Source organism: Brevundimonas sp., assembly GCF_027484365.1.
Lineage (GTDB): Bacteria > Pseudomonadota > Alphaproteobacteria > Caulobacterales > Caulobacteraceae > Brevundimonas.
Genome location: NZ_JAIXTC010000016.1, coordinates 18,334 through 35,417, shown reverse-complemented (window position 1 = coordinate 35,417; position 17,084 = coordinate 18,334). Strand labels below are relative to the sequence as shown.

Genomic DNA, 17,084 nt, shown 5'->3' with positions numbered 1-17,084 from the left:
TTGCCCCCGCGCCCCGACCGCCGTAAGGAGCGTCAAAGCCACCGATATTCATCTGTCGGTGAAATAAAACGAGGAAGCGATGCGCAAGATCTTCACCGACGCCGCTGCGGCGCTCGAGGGCCTGACGTTCGACGGCATGACCGTCATGTCCGGCGGCTTCGGCCTGTGCGGCATCCCGGAGAACCTGATCGCCGGTCTGAAGGCCTCGGGCGTGAAGGGTCTGACCGTCATCTCCAATAACGCGGGCGTGGACGGCTTCGGCCTCGGCCAGCTTCTGGAGACGCGCCAGATCGCGAAAATGATCTCGTCCTATGTCGGCGAGAACAAGGAGTTCGAACGCCAGTACCTGGCCGGCGAGCTGCAACTCGAGTTCAACCCGCAGGGCACCCTGGCCGAGCGGATCCGCGCGGGCGGTGCCGGCATCCCGGCCTTCTTCACCGCCACCGGCGTCGGCACCCTGGTCGCCGAGGGCAAGGAGGTTCGCAATTTCGACGGCCGGGACTACGTCATGGAGACCGGCCTCGTCGCCGACCTGGCCATCGTCAAGGCCTGGAAGGCCGACGAGCGCGGCAACCTCGTCTTCCGCAAGACCGCGCGCAACTTCAACCCGATGATGGCCACGGCCGGCAAGGTCACCGTGGTCGAGGTGGAGGAGATCGTCCCCGTCGGTTCCCTCGACCCGGACAACATCCACACCCCGGGCGTCTACGTCGATCGCATCATCAAGGGTACGTTCGAGAAGCGGATCGAACAGCGCACCATCCGCCAGCACGCCGATGCCTGACGCCGAACGCGCCGAACGGGGCGCGGCCTATATGGCGACCCTGGATCCGGGGCTCGAAGCGGCCCTGCGCAAGGGCATGGCGCCCATCGCCCCCGACTTCGCCGACATGATGGTGGAGTTCGGCTACGGCGAGATGATGAGCCGGCCGGGCCTCGATCCGAAAAGCCGCCAGTTCGTCACCCTCGGCATCCTCGCCGGCCTCGGCCATCCGGTCGACCAGTTGAAGGGCCACATCAACGGCGCCCTCTCGGTCGGGATCACCCCGCGCGAGATCGTCGAGGCCCTGATGCAGGTCGCCATCTACGCGGGCTTCCCCGCCGCCACCAATGCCCTGCGCGTCGCCAAACGCGTCTTCGCCGACCGGGGCGTCAGCCCCCTGCCCTCTTCCGGAGAACTCTGATGCCCCGCACCCGCGAACAGCTCGCCGAACGCGCCGCCCAGGAACTGCAGGACGGCTTCTATGTGAACCTCGGCATCGGCATCCCGACTTTGGTCGCCAACTACATTCCGGCCGGGATGGAGGTCACCCTCCAGTCCGAGAACGGCATGCTCGGCATGGGCCCCTTCCCCTATGACGAGGACGTCGACGCCGACCTGATCAACGCCGGCAAGCAGACGATCACGGAGATCCCCGAGAGCAGCTATTTCTCCTCGGCCGACAGCTTCGCCATGATCCGGGGCGGCCACATCAACCTGTCGATCCTCGGCGCCATGGAAGTGGCCGAGAACGGCGACATCGCCAACTGGATGATCCCGGGCAAGCTGGTGAAGGGCATGGGCGGCGCCATGGACCTGGTCGCGGGCGTCAAGCGCGTCGTCGTGGTCATGGAACACGCCAACAAGCACGGCCAGTCCAAGGTGCTCAAGGCATGCAGCCTGCCCCTGACCGGCACGGGCGTGGTCAGCCGCATCATCACCGACCTCGCCGTCTTCGACGTCAAGCCGGACGGCGCGGGCCTTGAACTGATCGAGCTGGCGGACGGCGTGACGCTCGAGGAAGTCGCCGCAAAGACCGAAGCGACCTACACGGTTTCCCAATCCCTCAAAGCTGCGGCATAGTTAATCCGGGGCGCGTCCATCGGGACGCGAGACGGAGGGTGACATGGGTGTTGCGGGGTCGATCAGTCCGCCGGGCGGTGCGCCGAAGCCGGATCCTGCGCGCGTGGCGGCGATCCGATACACAATCGTCGACGAGCCCGAGACCTGCGCTGCATTCGGCGAGACCGCCCGCGCCGCCCTCGCCGCCCTGAACGACCGCGCCCTGGCCGAGACTCGCTCCGGCGACCTCGGTGAATGCCGCCTGCTGCTGGATCACATCCGCGACCGTGTCGCCGGCCTCGACCCCGCCCGCCTGACGCCGCGCGGAGGCCTTGCCGGCCTGTTCGACAGCCGGACCCGGAGGCTGAAGGCCTTCCGCACGGGCTACGCCGCCGCCGCCGCCGCCGTAAGCCAGTCCGCCGGCGAAATCGGAGACCGCGCCGCCGCCCTCGCCCGCAAGGAAACGGCTCTGGAAAGCCTCTGGTCCGAGACCCGCGACGCCATAGCGGAACTGGACGCACATATCGCAGCCGCCCGCGGCTGGCTGGCCAACGAAGCCCCCGCATCGGTCGCCGAAGCCGGCGCACCGGTTGAGGCGGTCGTCGCCCCCGCCCCTGTCGAGGCGGCTCACGAAGCGATCGAGGCCCAGGCCGACGCCGAAGCCCTGCATGCCCTTGAAGAAAACAGCGTCGGCGAGCCGCTGGACACTGCGACCCTCTCCGATGCCCAGTCCGAAGCCGAAACCGTCCCGCCCGCGGTGGTCCAGTCCGAGGCGGTCGAAGCAGCCGGCGTCGCTGTTCCGACGGAGGCCTCCGAACCCGACGAAGTCGTGGCGATCGCAACCGAAGCCGCGGACGGGCCGGAACGCGAAATCGCCCCCCCGGCCGAGACCGGACTTCAGAGCGAGCCTGAACCCGTCCCTTCGCTCGCCCCCGTCACCTCCCTGCCCCATCCGCTGGAGACGCGACTGGCCGCGCTCGAGACCCTGCGCGCCACCGCCATCGGCCGCCTGCCCCTGATGCGGGCGGCCCAGAACGCCGACTGCCGAACGCCTGCGGCGCTCAAGGCGGTCTGCGACGGGGTGGAAGCCTGGCGCGCGGACTGGCAGGACGCCCTCGGCCTGTCGGGCAAGAAGGCGAAAAAGGTCAGGCCGGACCGCGTCCGTCTGTCGAACGCCACATCCGCCCTGGCAGATCGTGTTGAGGTCGCCGGTCGCGAAGTGTCCGCCGCTCTGAGCCGTCGCGCCGAACTCGAGGCCCGCTCGACGCCGCGTATGGCGGCTCCAGCCATGGCCGCCTAGCCTGCGATCGTTTGGGCCGGAACCGCTGCATGGTTCTGACGACGACGTCGCTCACGCGCCCGCCCGACCCGGAGCCTGCCCCCGATGGCGTCAGTTGGTCGCCGCGTTGGCGTCGGTCCAGGCGACGATCTGCGCATTGACGTCCCGCGTCGCCACGTCATAGGCCTCGACGATCGCGGACACCCGGTTCTGGCCCGCCGGCTGGCTGACCGTGAAGGTCTGCTCCGACACGACCGTCCGTTCGGGGAAGCGCAGAAGCCGCGCCCGCGCCGTGATCATCACCGTGGGCGTCCCCTCCGCATAGGCGTAGCGCGTCTCGAACACCCGGACGTCGATATCCAGCAGCCGCGTCGTCGGCGTCAGCTCACGTCGGCCGATGAGCCTCACTGCCCGCGCCTGCGAGGCGAACGACGCCTCCAGCGCATCGCTGTAGAGCATGAGCGCCGGCGACACCCAGCGGGCTCCGCCGATGTAGGCGGCCTGCGACCCGGTCACTCCCAGCAGACGGTCGCCCTGGGCCGCCTGGGGCATTTCGAGGGCCCGCAGCTTGACCTGAACGAGCGCGGCGACGGACGTCGTCAAGGCGCCCCCGGCGTCACCGAAGCGATAGAGCTGCACCGGGTCCGGCGACGACAGCAGGGCGCATCCGGACAGGGACAGGGCGGCGACGGCTGCGAGAGCGAGGGAGCGGATCACGGCTGGACCTCCAGTTCCTGGGACGGCGGGCGGGAGATGAAGTCACGGGGACTGGACCGGACGTCGTCCACCAGCCCCTGCAGGGATTCCGTCGCGTCCTGCAGGCCCTGGATCGCTTCCAGCAACTGCGGCACGCCCGTTGTGGCGAGTTCCCCTGCCGGTCCCTCGATGGCGCCGGCCGTGCGGTTGATCGAGGCGATCGCCGAGCGCGCATCCGCCGTGGCCTGGTTGATGTTCCGGACCGCTTCTGCACCGTCCTCGTTGACGAGGCGGCGCGCATCGACGCCGAGGGCGCGGTATTCGGCGATGGCGCCGTTGGCGTTCTCCAGCGCCTGCTCCAGGTCCTCGAACATGCCCTTGCGGGCCTCCAGCTCGGTCGACAAAGCCTCAACGTTCCGCACGCTGGTCGAGAAGCTGCGGATATTGTCGTCGCTGAGCACCCGGTTGATCCGGTTCAGGGCGTCCACGGTCTGGGCCAGCACCGTGCCGGAGCCAGACAGCAGCTCGGCGATCGGCGACGGCTGCGACTGGATCACCGGCACCACATTGTCCGGATACTGGGTCTTCAGCAGGGCGCTGCCGTCGGTGCCGGCCGTGATCTGGATGTAGTTCAGGCCCGTGATGCCCTGCGGCTCCAGCTGGGCGCGCGACGTGACCCGCACCGGCGTGGTGGCGTCCAGCCTGACCCGCGCGATGACCTGGTCGCCCTTTTCAGGATCCAGGTTCAGGTCGGTGACCTCGCCGACGCGGATGCCGTTGAAATGGACCTCGCCGCCTTCCGACAGGCCGCGAACCGGTCCGTAGAAGACGATGTCGTAGATGTCGTAGTCGTCGTTGAACTGCAGCCGGGCCAACCAGATGGCGAACACCGCCAGCGCCGCCAGCAGGGCGACGGTGGCTATGCCCACGGCGGCGTAATGTGCGTCTCTTTCCATCGTCGTTCCCTACGCCGCCCTGGTCGCCGCGCGTCCGCGCGGCCCCAGGAAGTATTCCTTGATCCACGGGTGGTCGGATTTCTCCAGCTCCTGCACCGTGGCCTTTTCGATCACACGCTTGTCCGCCAGCACCGCCACCTTGTCGCAGATGGCGTACAGGCTATCGAGATCGTGGGTGATCATGAAGACGGTCAGCCCCAGGTCATCGGACAGCTTGCGGATCAGATCATCGAACGCCGCTGCCCCGATCGGGTCCAGGCCGGCCGTCGGCTCGTCCAGGAAGATCAGCTCGGGATCCAGCGACAGGGCGCGAGCCAGGCCGACGCGCTTCTTCATCCCGCCTGAAAGCTCGGCCGGCTTCTGGTGATGGCTCTCGGGCTTGAGGCCGACCATGGCGATCTTCATCTCGGCCAGTTCGCGGATCGTGTCCTTGGGCAGTTTCGTATGCTCGACCATCGGAGACGCGACATTCTCGAGGACGGTCAGGGATGAGAACAGCGCCCCCTGCTGGAACAGCACGCCCGTGCGCCGCTCGATGTCGGCGCTCTGGGCCGATGTCAGATCGCCGGTATCGTGGCCGAAGATGCGGATGGTCCCGCCCTCGGGCTCCTTGAGGCCGATGATGGAGTTCAGCAGCACCGTCTTGCCGGTGCCGGACCCGCCGACCACGCCCAGGACCTCGCCCCGCACGACGTCCAGATCGAGATTGCGATGGATCACCTGATCGCCGAACTGGCTCAGCAGGCCGCGAACCTCGATGAGGTTCTCCGGCTTCCTGGCGACCGCGGCGTCATTGGCCTCGGTTCCTGTGGTCCCGGACGCCTTCACAGGTTCAGCTCCAGGAAGATCAGGGCAAACACGGCGTCGAGGGCGATGATCGCGAAGATCGCCTGCACCACGGCCGCCGTCACCCGCCGGCCCAGGCTCTCCACGTCACCGGCCACCGCCATGCCCTGTCGGCAACCGATGGCGGCGATCACCACGGCGAATACGGGCGCCTTGACCAGGCCGACCATCAAGTGGGTGCCCATGTTCGGGTCTTCGCTGACGCGCTGGAAGAAGAAGGCCGGGCCGTAGTCGAGCTGGCTCCAGACCACCAGAAGACCGCCGAGGAAGCCCGAGACCATGCCGATGAAGGTCAGCAGCGGCATCATCGCCAGCATCGCCGCCAGCCTCGGGATGACGAGGGCCTGGAACGGATTGACGCCCATGACCTGCATGGCGTCGACTTCCTGGTTCATCCGCATCGAGCCGATCTCGGCGGCGAACGACGAGGCGGATCGGCCGGCCAGAAGGATGGCGGTGATCAGGACCGCCAGTTCGCGCAGCACGGCCACGGCGACCAGTTGCACCGTGAAGACCCCGGCCCCGAACTGGGTCAGCAGATTGGCGCCCAGGAAGGCGATGACGGCGCCGATGAAGAAGTTGGTCACCGCGATGATCGGTAGGGCGTCGAGACCCGACCGCTCCGCCTGGCTGACCCAGGCCGGCCAGCGGATGGCGCCGGGGTGCCGGACGGCGGAACCCGTCGCTCCCATCAACCGCCCGAGGAAGGCCATCGAAAGAAGCATTTCCGCAGCCGCGTCGTGCACGCCGTGACCGATCTTGGAGAAGATCCGCACGAGGGACGCCTGGCGTTTCGGCGGCGCGGCGCTCTGGCGTTCCAGCGTCTCGACCATCGCATAGACACGCCCGGCCTCGGGCCGCGTATCGAAGGCGTCGGCGGGCATGGCGAAGTTCGACGCCTGCACCAGGGCCAGGGCCCCGGCCGTATCGAACCGGCCCAGTTCGCTCAGATCGACCCGTTCGATGCTGACGCCGACAAGGGTGTCGCCCAGCCGGATGGCGGCCTGGTTGATTCCCATGGTCGTCCAGTCGCCCGTGAGCTTGAGCACGGTCGCGCCGCCCTTGGCGTCCTCGATGTGGAAATCGGCCGTCCTCATTCGCCCACCTTTAGATGAGCACGGGCGAATCGCCCATGCCCGAAAGACGTGTCGGAACCGCATGAAGGACGGGGCGTCGTCCTTCGGCAACAGACGTTATGCAAGGTCAGAGCAGGTCCCGGACGGCCTTCAGATCACGAATGAACGCCGCATGCTCGCGCAGTCTGGCGTCCGGGTCGGGAATGCGCAGCAGATAGGAAGGATGCACGGTGATCATCGCCAGGGATCCGTCCGCGAGCGGCAATCGCCGTCCCCGCTCCTGGGTCACCGCGATCTTGCGGTTCAGCACGCCCAGCGCCGCCGTGCCGCCCAGCGCCAGGGTCACCCCGGGACGCACCAGCCGCCGCTCCTGATCCAGCCACCAGCGGCAGGCCGAAACCTCGCCGGTCGCCGGCGTTCTGTGCAGCCTCCGTTTGCCCCGTGGCTCGTGCTTGAAGTGCTTCACCGCATTGGTGACGTAGAGCCCGGCGCGGTCGATCCCGGCCTCCTCCAGCGCCGCGTCCAGCACCTGGCCCGCAGGTCCGACGAACGGCCGCCCGGCCAGATCCTCCTGGTCTCCCGGCTGTTCACCGACGATCATCAGCCGGGCCGTCTTCGACCCTTCGCCGCAGACCGCCTGTGTCGCGTCGCGATAGAGCGGGCATCGGCGACACGCCTGCGCCCCATGACCCAGCTCCTCCAGACTGGTGGCGACGAACCCTTCCTCATACGACCCGTCCCGGACGCTCCGGGCGATAGCCTTCGCCAGGCGAGCGTTGGGTTCGGAGGGCTGGCTGGAGACCATCCCATCGGCACGGCCGTGCGCCCCGGCGACCAGGTCCTGGATCAGCGAAGCCTCCGGAAGGTTCTTCCAGTATCGCCGGGGCATCTCGCCCTGCATCGTCCGGACCTTCAGCCGGGCCGGGTTGAAGGTGGAGGCGTAGTAGGTCTTCCAGAATTCCTCGATCTCGTCCTCCCGTGGCGCATCGACGGCGCTGGCCGGCGGGCCGAAGTCGAGGGTTTCGCCGTCCCAAAGGCAGGAACCGTCGGGCGTCAGGATCGACCACCGCATGGTCGTGAACCGCCGCACGAAAAAGCCCGCGGTCTTCTCCAGCACCCGGTGCGCCGGCTCGAACCAGGCCACGAAGGCCTCGCCCCCCTCGTCCTGAACCGCCCGGAACCGGACAAAGGCCTTCATCTTGTGGGAGGCCCGACTGACGTTCTTCGCCCGTTCCATCGCGTCGGCGACATCACGATCCGACACGACCTTGATCAGGTCCGGCTCATCCCTGAGCCGCCACAGCAGCCGATACATCAGGTCGAACCGGTCCGCCGAGCGATGCAGGATCACCTCCTGCGCCAGGTCGACAAAGGCCTTGGGAACCGGGAACTGCTGCTCCTTCTCTTTCCGCTCATCCCCGCGAAAGCGGGGACCCAGTTCTGTGGGCGCACTGCCGTCAGGCGATATGCCGCCGTCCTCAATCCCAGAGACCTTGCCTCGCGAAAGCACTGGGTCCCCGCTTTCGCGGGGATGAGCGGTATCAAACAGCGAACCCGTCCTCGCCGCCCCCTCCACCCCGAACCGCGCCGCCGCCGGCTCCACCCCGGCCAGCCGAAACGCCCGCGCGGCCTTCCGCCAGCCGTCGAAATCGGTCTCGTGCGCCAGCTCCGCCTTCGCCATCAGAAAAGGCTCAGCTGCTCGGCCCGGGGTTGGCCCACCAGCCGCTCCCGCAGATCGGCCGCGTCGGTCAGCCCGCCCGGCGTCCAGTCTAGGGCGGTGATGAAGGGCCGCACCTTGTCGATGCCGCGACACAGGCGCGCGACGTCCTCCAGCCTCAGGGTCCGGTAGCGCCGCACCGAGATCATCCGGTCGACCGACTTCACCCCCAGCCCCGGAACGCGCAACAGCATCTCGCGCGGCGCCGTGTTCACATCGACGGGAAACTGCGCCCTCTGGTTCAATGCCCAGGCCAGCTTCGGATCGATGGCCAGGTCCAGCATCCCGCCGGTCGACGCTTCACCGATCTCTGGCGCGGAGAAGCCGTAAAACCGCATCAGCCAGTCCGCCTGATAGAGCCGGTGTTCCCGCATCAAGGGCGGCTTCGACAGCGGCAGGGCCGAGCTGGAATCCGGAATGGGGCTGAACGCCGAATAGTAGACCCGCTTCAGACCATAGCCGCCATAGAGCGAGGCCGACCGGTCGAGGATTTCCGTATCCGGCGCGCCGTCCGCCCCCACGATCAACTGGGTCGACTGGCCCGCCGGCGCGAACTTCGGCGGCTTCACCCGATCCTTCTTCTGGGGCCTGGCTGCGTCGACCTTGAGCCGGACGGCGGCCATGGCCTTCTTGATGACGCCGACATCCTTTTGCGGCGCGAGCCGCCCCATCGCCTCGTCGCGCGGCAGCTCGATATTGGCCGACAGCCGGTCGGCGTAAAGTCCCGCCTCCTCGACCAGCCTCGGGTCCGCGTCCGGAATCAGCTTCAGATGGATGTAGCCCCGGAAGTCGTGGACCTCGCGCAGCGTCTTCGCCACCAGCACCAGCTGTTCCATCGTGTAGTCGCCGGACCGGATGATCCCAGACGACAGGAACAGACCCTCGATATAGTTCCGGCGGTAGAAGTTGAGCGTCAGCTCCACCACCTCGTCCACGCTGAACCGGGCCCGCTGCACGTTCGAGGACACCCGGTTGATGCAGTAGACGCAATCATAGATGCAGAAGTTGGTCAGCAGGATCTTCAGCAGGCTCACGCAGCGTCCATCCGGCGTATAGGCGTGACAGATCCCCATCCCCTCGGTCGAACCGATCCCCCGGCCACCCCGGCTGTCGCGTTTCGACGTGCCGGAGGATGAACACGATGCATCGTATTTCGCCGCGTCGGCCAGAACCGACAGCTTCTTCCTGAGATCCAGCTGCGCCATTGTTCGCGTTATGTTCCTTTTCAGGAACGGCGTCCAGCGGGACTGTACGAGAGTCGGATCCTGGTCTTATCGCAGGAAATTCAACAGGGAGACTTCGCTGAGCTGCGAGACCACCTGGGCCGACGCCTGGACCGCCACCTGCGACAGCTGCAGGTCCGTCACGGCCTTCAGCTGATCGACGTCCGTGCGGCTCGACACCAGCTGCTCAAGCGACAGCTGCTGCGCCTCATGGCTGGTCTTGATCTGATCCAGCCGATTGGCCAGCGATCCGTTCTTCGCCGCAGCGTCGATCGTCGCGGTCGAGGCGCTCTCCAGCCGCTTGAGCTGGGCGGTCAGGAAGGTCTTCTGCGCCTCGGTCGGCTTGCCGGTCAGCGGACCTGTCGCCGGGTTGTCGCTGTAGGCCTTGATGTCCCGGAAGATCTGGAAAATGTGGCTCTGGGTGACCCCGTCCGCCTCGGTGAAATTGAAGCCGTCTGCGAGGTAGCCGGTTTCCACCGAGGTGTTCTCGGCAATGCGCGACACCTGTTTGATCTGGTCGTTGCCGAGGGTGGAGGCCACGGTCGGCGCGGCGGCCAGTTCGCTCAGGGTCGACACCCCGACCGGCGCATTGGTCGTGTCGGCGCCTGCGAACAGATAGCCGCCCTGGTGTCGGAAGTTCAGGCCGTTGGACACCGACTGGAACTGACCTTCAAGGTCCAGCATCAGGGTCGACAGTGAATCCGACGACAGCACGCTGCCGATCGCCTCGCGCGCCGCGTTCAGCGCATCGGCCACCTGGTTTATGGCCAGGTCCTGGGCCTCCAGGCGCGCGGCCACGGCCTCGCCGGTATCGAGGAAGCCCTGCACCCGCGCCGCCGCCCCCTTCAGCGCCGTCAGGGTCTCGGACCCTCGGCCGAAGCCTTCCATGTCGGTGGCGTTCTTGCGCGTCTGGACCTTTTCGCCCGCCTCGTTCTGGGCCTGCTGGGCCTGCATCAGGTTCAGCAGCGCCGACTGATAGTTTCCGTTCGTCGAAACCCGGCTCATCAGATCATCCCCAGAAGCGTATCGTACATGTCCTTCGCGGCCTGGATCATCCGGGCCGACGCGTTGAAGGCCTGCTGATAGGTCGTCATCAGCACCAGCTCCTCGTCCAGGTTCACGCCCTCAAAGTTCTGCTGGCGGGCATCGGCCTCTGTCGACAGGGCCTGGGCGCTGGCCTGGCGCGACTTGGCCGCCTGGGCCTTGCCGCCGATTTCGCCGGACAGTTCGGACGCATAACGCGACACCGACAAAGTGCCCCCCGGACTGTCTCCGGCGGCCGAAAACTTCACGGTCTTCTGACCCGCATCGGCCAGGGTCAGGGCCCCGCGTCCGTCGCCCGAGCTCAGCGCAGATGTTCCTGCCGCAGCCGACAGATTGAGCTGGGCCAGCGCCAATTTCGAAGGGCTCTGCTGAATGTCGGTCCGCACCTTGAAGCCGTCCGCCCGCGACGACCGTACGCCGCCGCCCAGACCGAACAGCTCCGTGGCCGAAACGCCGGAGGGAATCTGGGTTGTCGTGTCTTCCAGCACGCTCATCCGCGGCGCCGGATCACCCAGCGGCGTAAACTTCATCTCGCCGGACGCATCCAGGGCGAAGCTGCCGTAGCGGCCCACGCCGGTCAGGGAGCTGTTCAGCGCGGTCAACAGGTCACCCACCGTTCCGCCGGCCGGTACCGCCACCTGGATGTCCCGGACCTTGGCCCCGCTCTCTGCCGTAAAGCGGAAACTGACCGTCTCGCCTGCGGTGAAGCCGTGGGCCGACGTCGTCGAGATCCCCATGTCGTAGAGCGCAGGCCGGTCGCTCGAGATCAGGTCGTTCATCCCGAAATAGTGGGAGAACCCCCGCCCCGCCTTGGCGCTCGGCGTCGTCGCGCTGTCGGCAATGGCGACTCCGTTCGAGCCGGCGGCAGCGATGCTCAGCCTGCCGTCGGTGAAGCTCGCCGTCGCCGTCCCGCCCAGCGCCGTATTGAGGCTGGTCAGGAAGCTGGCGATCGGCGTGGCCGCGCCGCCATTGATGGTGAAGGTCGAGCCCGAGAAGACGATGTCGGCCCGCGTGGCGATCACGCCCGTCGTCGGATTGACCACCGCGATGGTGGTCCCGCCCGTGAACCCCGTCAGGGCGGTCGTCAGGTCCTGCCCCACATTCTTGCCGGTCAATGTGCCGGGGGGCGGCACCGCCGAATTGGCGTTGTGGGCCCGGTTCAGTTCGTCGGCGACGTGGGTGATCAGTTCGGCCAGGCGTTCTGCGGTCGCCGGCGCGTCCACGTCGCGCAGTTCCAGCAGCCCCTTGATCTCGCCGCTCTTCAATCCTTCGGCGAAGGCGCGTTTGGCGCCCCCCGGTTCGGTGACCCAGATCTCGTTGAAGCTGGTTTCGGCGTTGACCGTGCCCGCCCGATTATACTCCAGCGTCGCTGCGCCCGCCCCGGCCAGCAGGATGCCGGCCCCGGTGCGGATCGACACACCGCCCACCGAGCGTTGCGACACCTGCACGTCCATCAGGCCGGAGAGTTCGTCGACCAGCCGGGCCTGCTGGGTCTGGGCGCCAGACGCGTCGCCATCCAGCACAGTGGCCCTGGCTATGTCGACGTTCAACGTCTCGATCTGCTTCAACAGGCCGTTGGCCTTCTCGATGGCGCTCTGGATCCGGCCGTCGGCGTCCTCGCGCACGGCCTGAATCTGGCCCGAGATTCGACCCGCCTCGTCGAAAATCGCCTGGGTCTTGAACAGGGCGTCCTGGCGGCGCGGCGCCGAAACCGCGTCCTCGGCCGCCACGGCGAAGGCCGAGAAAACTTCGTCGATCTGGGAGAAGAATCCGGTGTCGCCGCCCGGATCACCGAACAGCGACTGGATGCGGTCGAACAGTTCATAGCGCACGCCCTGGCGGCTGTTCTCTGCGCCGGCGTTGAGCGACGCAGCCTGAAGGAAGCGGTCGGTGGCGATGCGGACCCGGGCCACCTCCACGCCGGACCCGACACCCTGGGTCGTCAGCGACACCTGTTCCGCGATCTTGCGAACGTATCCGGGCGTGTTGACGTTGGAGACGTTGTCCGAGACCACGCGCAACTGCGTCTGGGCCGTCTGCAGGCCCGAGTTTGCGATGTTCAGGATGGTGCTCAGGCTCATCCGATTAACCCTCCGCCCGGCAAGCCCTGCCCGGCAGGCTGCGCGTCTTGCCCAGCCGCCCGCGTATGCGGCGCGGACAACGCCTTGATTCTCTTGAACATCACTGGACGCGACTGGCTCATGATGATTCAGGTCGCAAACGCCGGGCCAAAGCCGTGAACCGAAGGTCCGAACCCGGAAAGGTCCTGGAAAGGCGCCGGGCAAAAAGCGACTTTTGCGCGGCAAGAATGGTCGTCATCGACCAGTCGGCGCGAACCCCGGTCAGAGAAGTTGTCTATATATTACAGAGCACTGAGCCATTTCCCGTCGTATGGCCCGGCCCTTGCGACGGCCCATCCGAATGATCCGGCGCAGCAGGCGCCCCCGTCCTCCAGTCCTGAATTGCCTGCCGCCGCATGTCCGCGCCCAGCCTCGTCATTTCAGCCCTGCCCTCCGTGGGCCACGCCGCCGCTCCCGGGCGCGGCGCTGCGACGACCGACGCCGACTTCGCCGCCATTCTGGACGAGGCGACGCCCCCGGAGCGGCCCGCCAGGACCGCCGCACCCGCGAAGCCCGAAACGGAAACCGCCTCCGATACAGCGCCTGCCCCCGCAGACGACATCGCATCGGAAGCAGACACGGCCACTGCTCCGGTCGCGCCCGAAATCGCTCCTGCACCCCTCCCTCTGACTGTCCCGACGCCTCCGGCCGCCGCAGAGGTCACGACAGAGGCTGCCGCGGCCTCGCCAGTCGCGGGTGAAGCGACACCTGCCGTTCCGGTCCCGCCTGTCGTCCTCCCTGGCCCGGACGCCGTCGAGGGCGCCGCGCCGGAGGCCGTCGAGGGCGCCGCGCCGGAGACCATCGCGGGCGCCGTGCCGGACGCCTCCGTCTCCGCACCGGTCACGGATGCTTCGCCCGTTGAGTCCGACGACCGCCTCGCAGCCTCGCCCACACCGACCGCCGTGTCGGACGCGGAGCCTGGGCCGGCCCCGACCGGCTCGACGCCCGCCGCCCTCCTGGATCCTGCTCCTGCGCCGGCTCCGACGCCCGCCGCCATCAGGAATCCGGCTCCGGCGCCGGACTCTGCCCCGGCCTTGGCTCCCCTGTCCGTCGATCTGCAGGATCTCGCCGCCGTTCAGGCGGAACAGACGAAGGCCGCAACGCCGGCTCCGGCTCCGGTGACGACGCCCTCCGCAGCGCCCGCGCCTGTCGCCGCTGCCGTTACGCCGCCTGCACCTCGGCCTGCCAGGACCGCTCCGGACGCCTCGGCCGCCTCGGTCTCCGGCGAAGTCGTCGCAGCGGAAGACGCGCCGGTCGAGGCCGCCGATGCGCCACCCGAAGGTCGCGCCGCTGCCGTCGACACCCCGCGTGTCCGTGACGTAATCGACCGCGCCCAGCCTGTCCGCACCGAAGGCCAGGCCGGACCCGCTGCCGATCCCGACGCTACGCCTTCGCCGGACGCTGCCGAGGCGGCCCCCACCGCCGCAGTCCCGAACGTCCAGGCCCGCCCGGCTCCGGCCGCCGCGCCCGCTGCGGCTCCGATCCTCCTCGGCGCCGACACGACCGGGACCATGCCGGTCCCCACGGCTCCCCCGCCGACGGAAGCGCGTCCGGTCGAAACCGCTGCATTCCAGGTCCTCTCCACACTCTCTAAAGCCACGATCGAGACGACGGCGCAGATCGCCGCCCAGATCGTGCGCAAGCTGGAGGGCCGTTCGACCCGGTTCGAGATGGCCCTGACGCCCGAAGGCCTGGGTCAGGTCGACGTCAGCCTCGACATCGACGCCGACGGCAAACTGGCCGCCCGCATGGCCTTCGATAATCCGCTGGCCGCGACCGAGTTGCGCGGCCGGGTCGACGAACTGCGCCGCCAGCTTCAGGACGCAGGCTTCACCGTCGCCGACGACGCCCTGTCGTTTGCCGAGCGCGACGCTTCTGCCGGACAGCAGGGCGGCTCGGCCTTCGATCGCCAGCCCGACCCACGCAACGCCCGCGCCTTCGGCGCCGCCTCGCGGCTCCAGGCCGAAGCCGATCGCATGGCGACGCCCGCCGCCTGGATCCCCCTCACCCTGACGCCCGACCGCGTCGATATGAAGGTCTGACCCCATGGTCGACGCAATCACCGCCAACGAAGCCGCCAGTCGAACCGGAACCAGCCGCGCCAGCCTGGTCTCGAACTTCGAGACATTCCTGTCGCTGCTGACCGCACAGCTGAAGAACCAGGATCCGCTTTCGCCGCTCGATTCGAACGAATTCACGGCCCAGCTGACCCAGATGACGGGCGTCGAGCAGCAACTGCTGACCAACGACCTGCTGACCAGCCTCCTGGCGGCCCAGCAGGGCGGCGGTCTGGGCGGCGCATCCAACTACATCGGCAAGGACGCGACCGCGGCCTGGGCGGTCACCAAGCTCGACGAAGGCTCGGCCACCTGGTCCTATGAACTCGGGGCTGCGGCGTCCGAGGCGACCCTCCAGGTCCTCGACTCGACCGGCAAGGTCGTCTGGACCGGTCCCGCGCCGGACCGCACCACCGGAACCCACGACTTCGTCTGGAACGGCAAGACGACCGCCGGAGGACAGCTGCCGGACGGCGGCGTCTATTCGCTGAAGATCACCGCCAAGGCCGGCGCCAGCACCGTCGAGTCCCAGGTCCTGACCCGCGGCCGTGTCACGGGCGTCGAGATGTACGACGGCGTCCCCTACCTCACCATCGGCAACTCGATCGTGCCTGTCTCCAGCGTCTTCGGACTGCAGGATCACGTCGCCGCAGACACCGCCACCTAGGGCGACGACGACAGCGAGGCCAGCCTCGCCGCCCGGATCGCCTCCGCCCTGAACCCCTCAAGTTGCTTTCCTAAGGAGCCAACCTCGTGAGCATCAATTCCGCCCTTCTGGCCGGCGTGTCCGGTCTGACCGCAAACTCCGCAGCCCTGGCCGCGATTTCGCAGAACATCGCGAACGTGAACACCGTCGGCTACAAGCGCACCGCCATCGAGTTCTCGACCGTGGTCAACGCCCAGAACCAGGGCTCCGGCTACTCCGCCGGCGGCGTGTTCGGAGCGACCCGCAACTTCATCTCCCAGGCCGGCCAGCTTCAGCGCACGACCTCCTCGACAGACCTGGGCATCGCCGGTCAGGGCTTCTTCGTCGCGACCGAAAAGCCTGAAGGCCTGGACGCGGGCGACGCGCGCCAGTTCACCCGCGCCGGCGCCTTCCGGGTCGATGAGTTCGGCTATCTGAAGAACACCGCCAGCCTCTATCTGCAGGGCTGGCCCGTGGATTCCGAAGGAAACATCACCCGCGATCCTTCGGACCTCAACAAGCTGAAGTCGATCAACGTCGGCTCCGTCGGCGGCACGGCCGAGGCCACGACCCGGGCCCAGCTCAACGCCAACCTGCAATCCAGCCAGGTCGTCTCTCCGGACATCGCCACCTACAGCACCACGACCAACTCGATGTCGATGTACGACGCCGAGGCCGGCACCGGCTTCAAGCCCGACTTCCAGATCACCATCCCGGCGTCGGACTCCAAGGGCGGCCAGCGCACGATCGCCTATTCCTTCCTCAAGACCGCCAACCCGAACGAGTGGCGCGCCGAGGTCCACGTCATCCCGGCCAGCGACATCGAGAACGGCTCGACGCCGTCCAACGGCATCCTCAAGTCCGGCCTGGTCCTGTTCACCCAGGACGGCCGCCTCGACGTCGACGGCATGAAGGCGGCCGATGTCCTTGCTCCGGGCAGCATGCTGTTCGCCGATCCCTCCGCCGCTTCGATCACCCTCGGCGCATCGGACCCCGCCTCCGTCGGCACGGCCGCCGCCCCGCAATGGCGGGACTCGCTCGGCATCGACGACCAGACCATCACTTTTGACCTGTCGGCCTCGGCCGGCGGCCTGACCCAGTACGACTCGGACTCGGTCATCCAGGCGGTGACCACCAACGGCACGGCCTTCGGCAATCTGTCGAGCATCGAGATCGATGACGAGGGCTATGTCACCGCCAACTTCGACAACGGCGTCACCCGTCGCGTCGCCCAGGTCGCCCTGGCCACCTTCACCAGCCCCGACAGCCTTTCGGTCGTCAACGCCAACGCCTACCGGGTCAGCCAGGGGTCCGGCACGTTCAACCTGAAGGCCCCCGGCAGCGGCGGCGCGGGCCTGATCGGGGCCTCCCAGCTGGAGGCCTCCACGGTCGACCTGTCGCTGGAGTTCACAGGACTGATCACCACCCAGCGCGCCTACTCCGCCTCGTCCAAGATCATCACCACTGCGGATGAGATGTTGGCCGAGCTTATCAGCATCAAACGCTGATCTTCAGGTAACGCGGCGTTCAACTAGATGAAGACTTACTCAACATCGGGCCAAA

Annotated in this window: 15 protein-coding genes; 7 read left to right on the top strand and 8 right to left on the bottom strand. The window is 67.7% G+C overall.

Annotated features, from left to right (window positions below; translation table 11 throughout):
• The first annotated feature begins 79 nt into the window (after nt 1–79).
• The 4 genes from Q0044_RS06585 to Q0044_RS06570 are packed head-to-tail and all read left to right on the top strand — an operon-like array spanning nt 80 to nt 3,122.
• The gene (locus Q0044_RS06585) at nt 80–784 is read left to right on the top strand and encodes a CoA transferase subunit A (protein WP_298160922.1); all 705 of its coding nucleotides are present in this window, start codon (nt 80–82) and stop codon (nt 782–784) included.
• Nucleotides 777–1,184, top strand: coding sequence for a carboxymuconolactone decarboxylase family protein (locus tag Q0044_RS06580; RefSeq protein ID WP_298160921.1), 408 nt, complete (start codon nt 777–779; stop codon nt 1,182–1,184). Before Q0044_RS06585 ends, Q0044_RS06580 begins: the two co-directional genes overlap by 8 nt.
• Nucleotides 1,184–1,843 carry a 3-oxoacid CoA-transferase subunit B gene (locus tag Q0044_RS06575; protein ID WP_298160919.1) on the top strand — a complete coding sequence of 220 codons (660 nt, stop codon included), beginning with the start codon at nt 1,184–1,186 and terminating at the stop codon, nt 1,841–1,843. Before Q0044_RS06580 ends, Q0044_RS06575 begins: the two co-directional genes overlap by 1 nt.
• 43 nt (nt 1,844–1,886) lie before the next feature.
• Nucleotides 1,887–3,122, top strand: coding sequence for a toxic anion resistance protein (locus tag Q0044_RS06570; protein WP_298160918.1), 1,236 nt, complete (start codon nt 1,887–1,889; stop codon nt 3,120–3,122).
• Between the two features lie 90 nt (nt 3,123–3,212).
• On the opposite strand, the gene Q0044_RS06565 is transcribed toward Q0044_RS06570, so the two are convergent.
• The 8 genes from Q0044_RS06565 to flgK form a co-directional block, all read right to left on the bottom strand.
• A complete protein-coding gene (locus Q0044_RS06565; RefSeq protein ID WP_298160916.1) occupies nt 3,213–3,818 on the bottom strand; it encodes an ABC-type transport auxiliary lipoprotein family protein in 606 nt (201 codons plus the stop codon).
• Entirely contained in the window at nt 3,815–4,753 is a 939-nt protein-coding gene (locus tag Q0044_RS06560) for an MlaD family protein (protein WP_298160914.1), read from the bottom strand. Before Q0044_RS06560 ends, Q0044_RS06565 begins: the two co-directional genes overlap by 4 nt.
• A 9-nt stretch (nt 4,754–4,762) precedes the next feature.
• On the bottom strand, nt 4,763–5,581 hold the full coding sequence (locus tag Q0044_RS06555; protein ID WP_524536153.1) for an ABC transporter ATP-binding protein: 819 nt from the start codon (nt 5,579–5,581) through the stop codon (nt 4,763–4,765).
• Entirely contained in the window at nt 5,578–6,696 is a 1,119-nt protein-coding gene (locus Q0044_RS06550) for an MlaE family ABC transporter permease (protein ID WP_298160912.1), read from the bottom strand. The genes Q0044_RS06555 and Q0044_RS06550 overlap by 4 nt, the downstream gene beginning before the upstream one ends.
• A gap of 106 nt (nt 6,697–6,802) precedes the next feature.
• On the bottom strand, nt 6,803–8,356 hold the full coding sequence (locus Q0044_RS06545) for a UdgX family uracil-DNA binding protein (RefSeq protein ID WP_298160911.1): 1,554 nt from the start codon (nt 8,354–8,356) through the stop codon (nt 6,803–6,805).
• The gene (locus Q0044_RS06540) at nt 8,356–9,597 is read right to left on the bottom strand and encodes a putative DNA modification/repair radical SAM protein (protein ID WP_298160909.1); all 1,242 of its coding nucleotides are present in this window, start codon (nt 9,595–9,597) and stop codon (nt 8,356–8,358) included. Before Q0044_RS06540 ends, Q0044_RS06545 begins: the two co-directional genes overlap by 1 nt.
• Nucleotides 9,598–9,663: 66 nt before the next feature.
• Nucleotides 9,664–10,620, bottom strand: coding sequence for a flagellin (locus tag Q0044_RS06535; RefSeq protein WP_298160907.1), 957 nt, complete (start codon nt 10,618–10,620; stop codon nt 9,664–9,666).
• A complete protein-coding gene (gene flgK / locus Q0044_RS06530; RefSeq protein WP_298160905.1) occupies nt 10,620–12,740 on the bottom strand; it encodes a flagellar hook-associated protein FlgK in 2,121 nt (706 codons plus the stop codon). Before flgK ends, Q0044_RS06535 begins: the two co-directional genes overlap by 1 nt.
• A 395-nt stretch (nt 12,741–13,135) precedes the next feature.
• Here flgK and Q0044_RS06525 point away from each other — a divergent pair, with 395 nt between their 5' ends.
• From Q0044_RS06525 to Q0044_RS06515, 3 genes are all read left to right on the top strand, one after another.
• Nucleotides 13,136–14,821 carry a flagellar hook-length control protein FliK gene (locus Q0044_RS06525; protein ID WP_298160904.1) on the top strand — a complete coding sequence of 562 codons (1,686 nt, stop codon included), beginning with the start codon at nt 13,136–13,138 and terminating at the stop codon, nt 14,819–14,821.
• 4 nt (nt 14,822–14,825) lie between these two features.
• The gene (locus Q0044_RS06520; protein ID WP_298160902.1) at nt 14,826–15,503 is read left to right on the top strand and encodes a flagellar hook assembly protein FlgD; all 678 of its coding nucleotides are present in this window, start codon (nt 14,826–14,828) and stop codon (nt 15,501–15,503) included.
• Between the two features lie 86 nt (nt 15,504–15,589).
• The gene (locus tag Q0044_RS06515; protein ID WP_298160900.1) at nt 15,590–17,029 is read left to right on the top strand and encodes a flagellar hook protein FlgE; all 1,440 of its coding nucleotides are present in this window, start codon (nt 15,590–15,592) and stop codon (nt 17,027–17,029) included.
• Nucleotides 17,030–17,084: the final 55 nt, after the last annotated feature.

Coding starts and splice junctions, on each gene's coding strand:
- Q0044_RS06585 (WP_298160922.1), top strand. CDS start 80: ATGCGCAAGATCTTCACCGACGCCGCTGCGGCGCTCGAGGGCCTGACG.
- Q0044_RS06580 (WP_298160921.1), top strand. CDS start 777: ATGCCTGACGCCGAACGCGCCGAACGGGGCGCGGCCTATATGGCGACC.
- Q0044_RS06575 (WP_298160919.1), top strand. CDS start 1,184: ATGCCCCGCACCCGCGAACAGCTCGCCGAACGCGCCGCCCAGGAACTG.
- Q0044_RS06570 (WP_298160918.1), top strand. CDS start 1,887: ATGGGTGTTGCGGGGTCGATCAGTCCGCCGGGCGGTGCGCCGAAGCCG.
- Q0044_RS06560 (WP_298160914.1), bottom strand. CDS start 4,753: ATGGAAAGAGACGCACATTACGCCGCCGTGGGCATAGCCACCGTCGCC.
- Q0044_RS06550 (WP_298160912.1), bottom strand. CDS start 6,696: ATGAGGACGGCCGATTTCCACATCGAGGACGCCAAGGGCGGCGCGACC.
- Q0044_RS06545 (WP_298160911.1), bottom strand. CDS start 8,356: ATGGCGAAGGCGGAGCTGGCGCACGAGACCGATTTCGACGGCTGGCGG.
- Q0044_RS06540 (WP_298160909.1), bottom strand. CDS start 9,597: ATGGCGCAGCTGGATCTCAGGAAGAAGCTGTCGGTTCTGGCCGACGCG.
- Q0044_RS06535 (WP_298160907.1), bottom strand. CDS start 10,620: ATGAGCCGGGTTTCGACGAACGGAAACTATCAGTCGGCGCTGCTGAAC.
- flgK (WP_298160905.1), bottom strand. CDS start 12,740: ATGAGCCTGAGCACCATCCTGAACATCGCAAACTCGGGCCTGCAGACG.
- Q0044_RS06525 (WP_298160904.1), top strand. CDS start 13,136: ATGTCCGCGCCCAGCCTCGTCATTTCAGCCCTGCCCTCCGTGGGCCAC.
- Q0044_RS06520 (WP_298160902.1), top strand. CDS start 14,826: ATGGTCGACGCAATCACCGCCAACGAAGCCGCCAGTCGAACCGGAACC.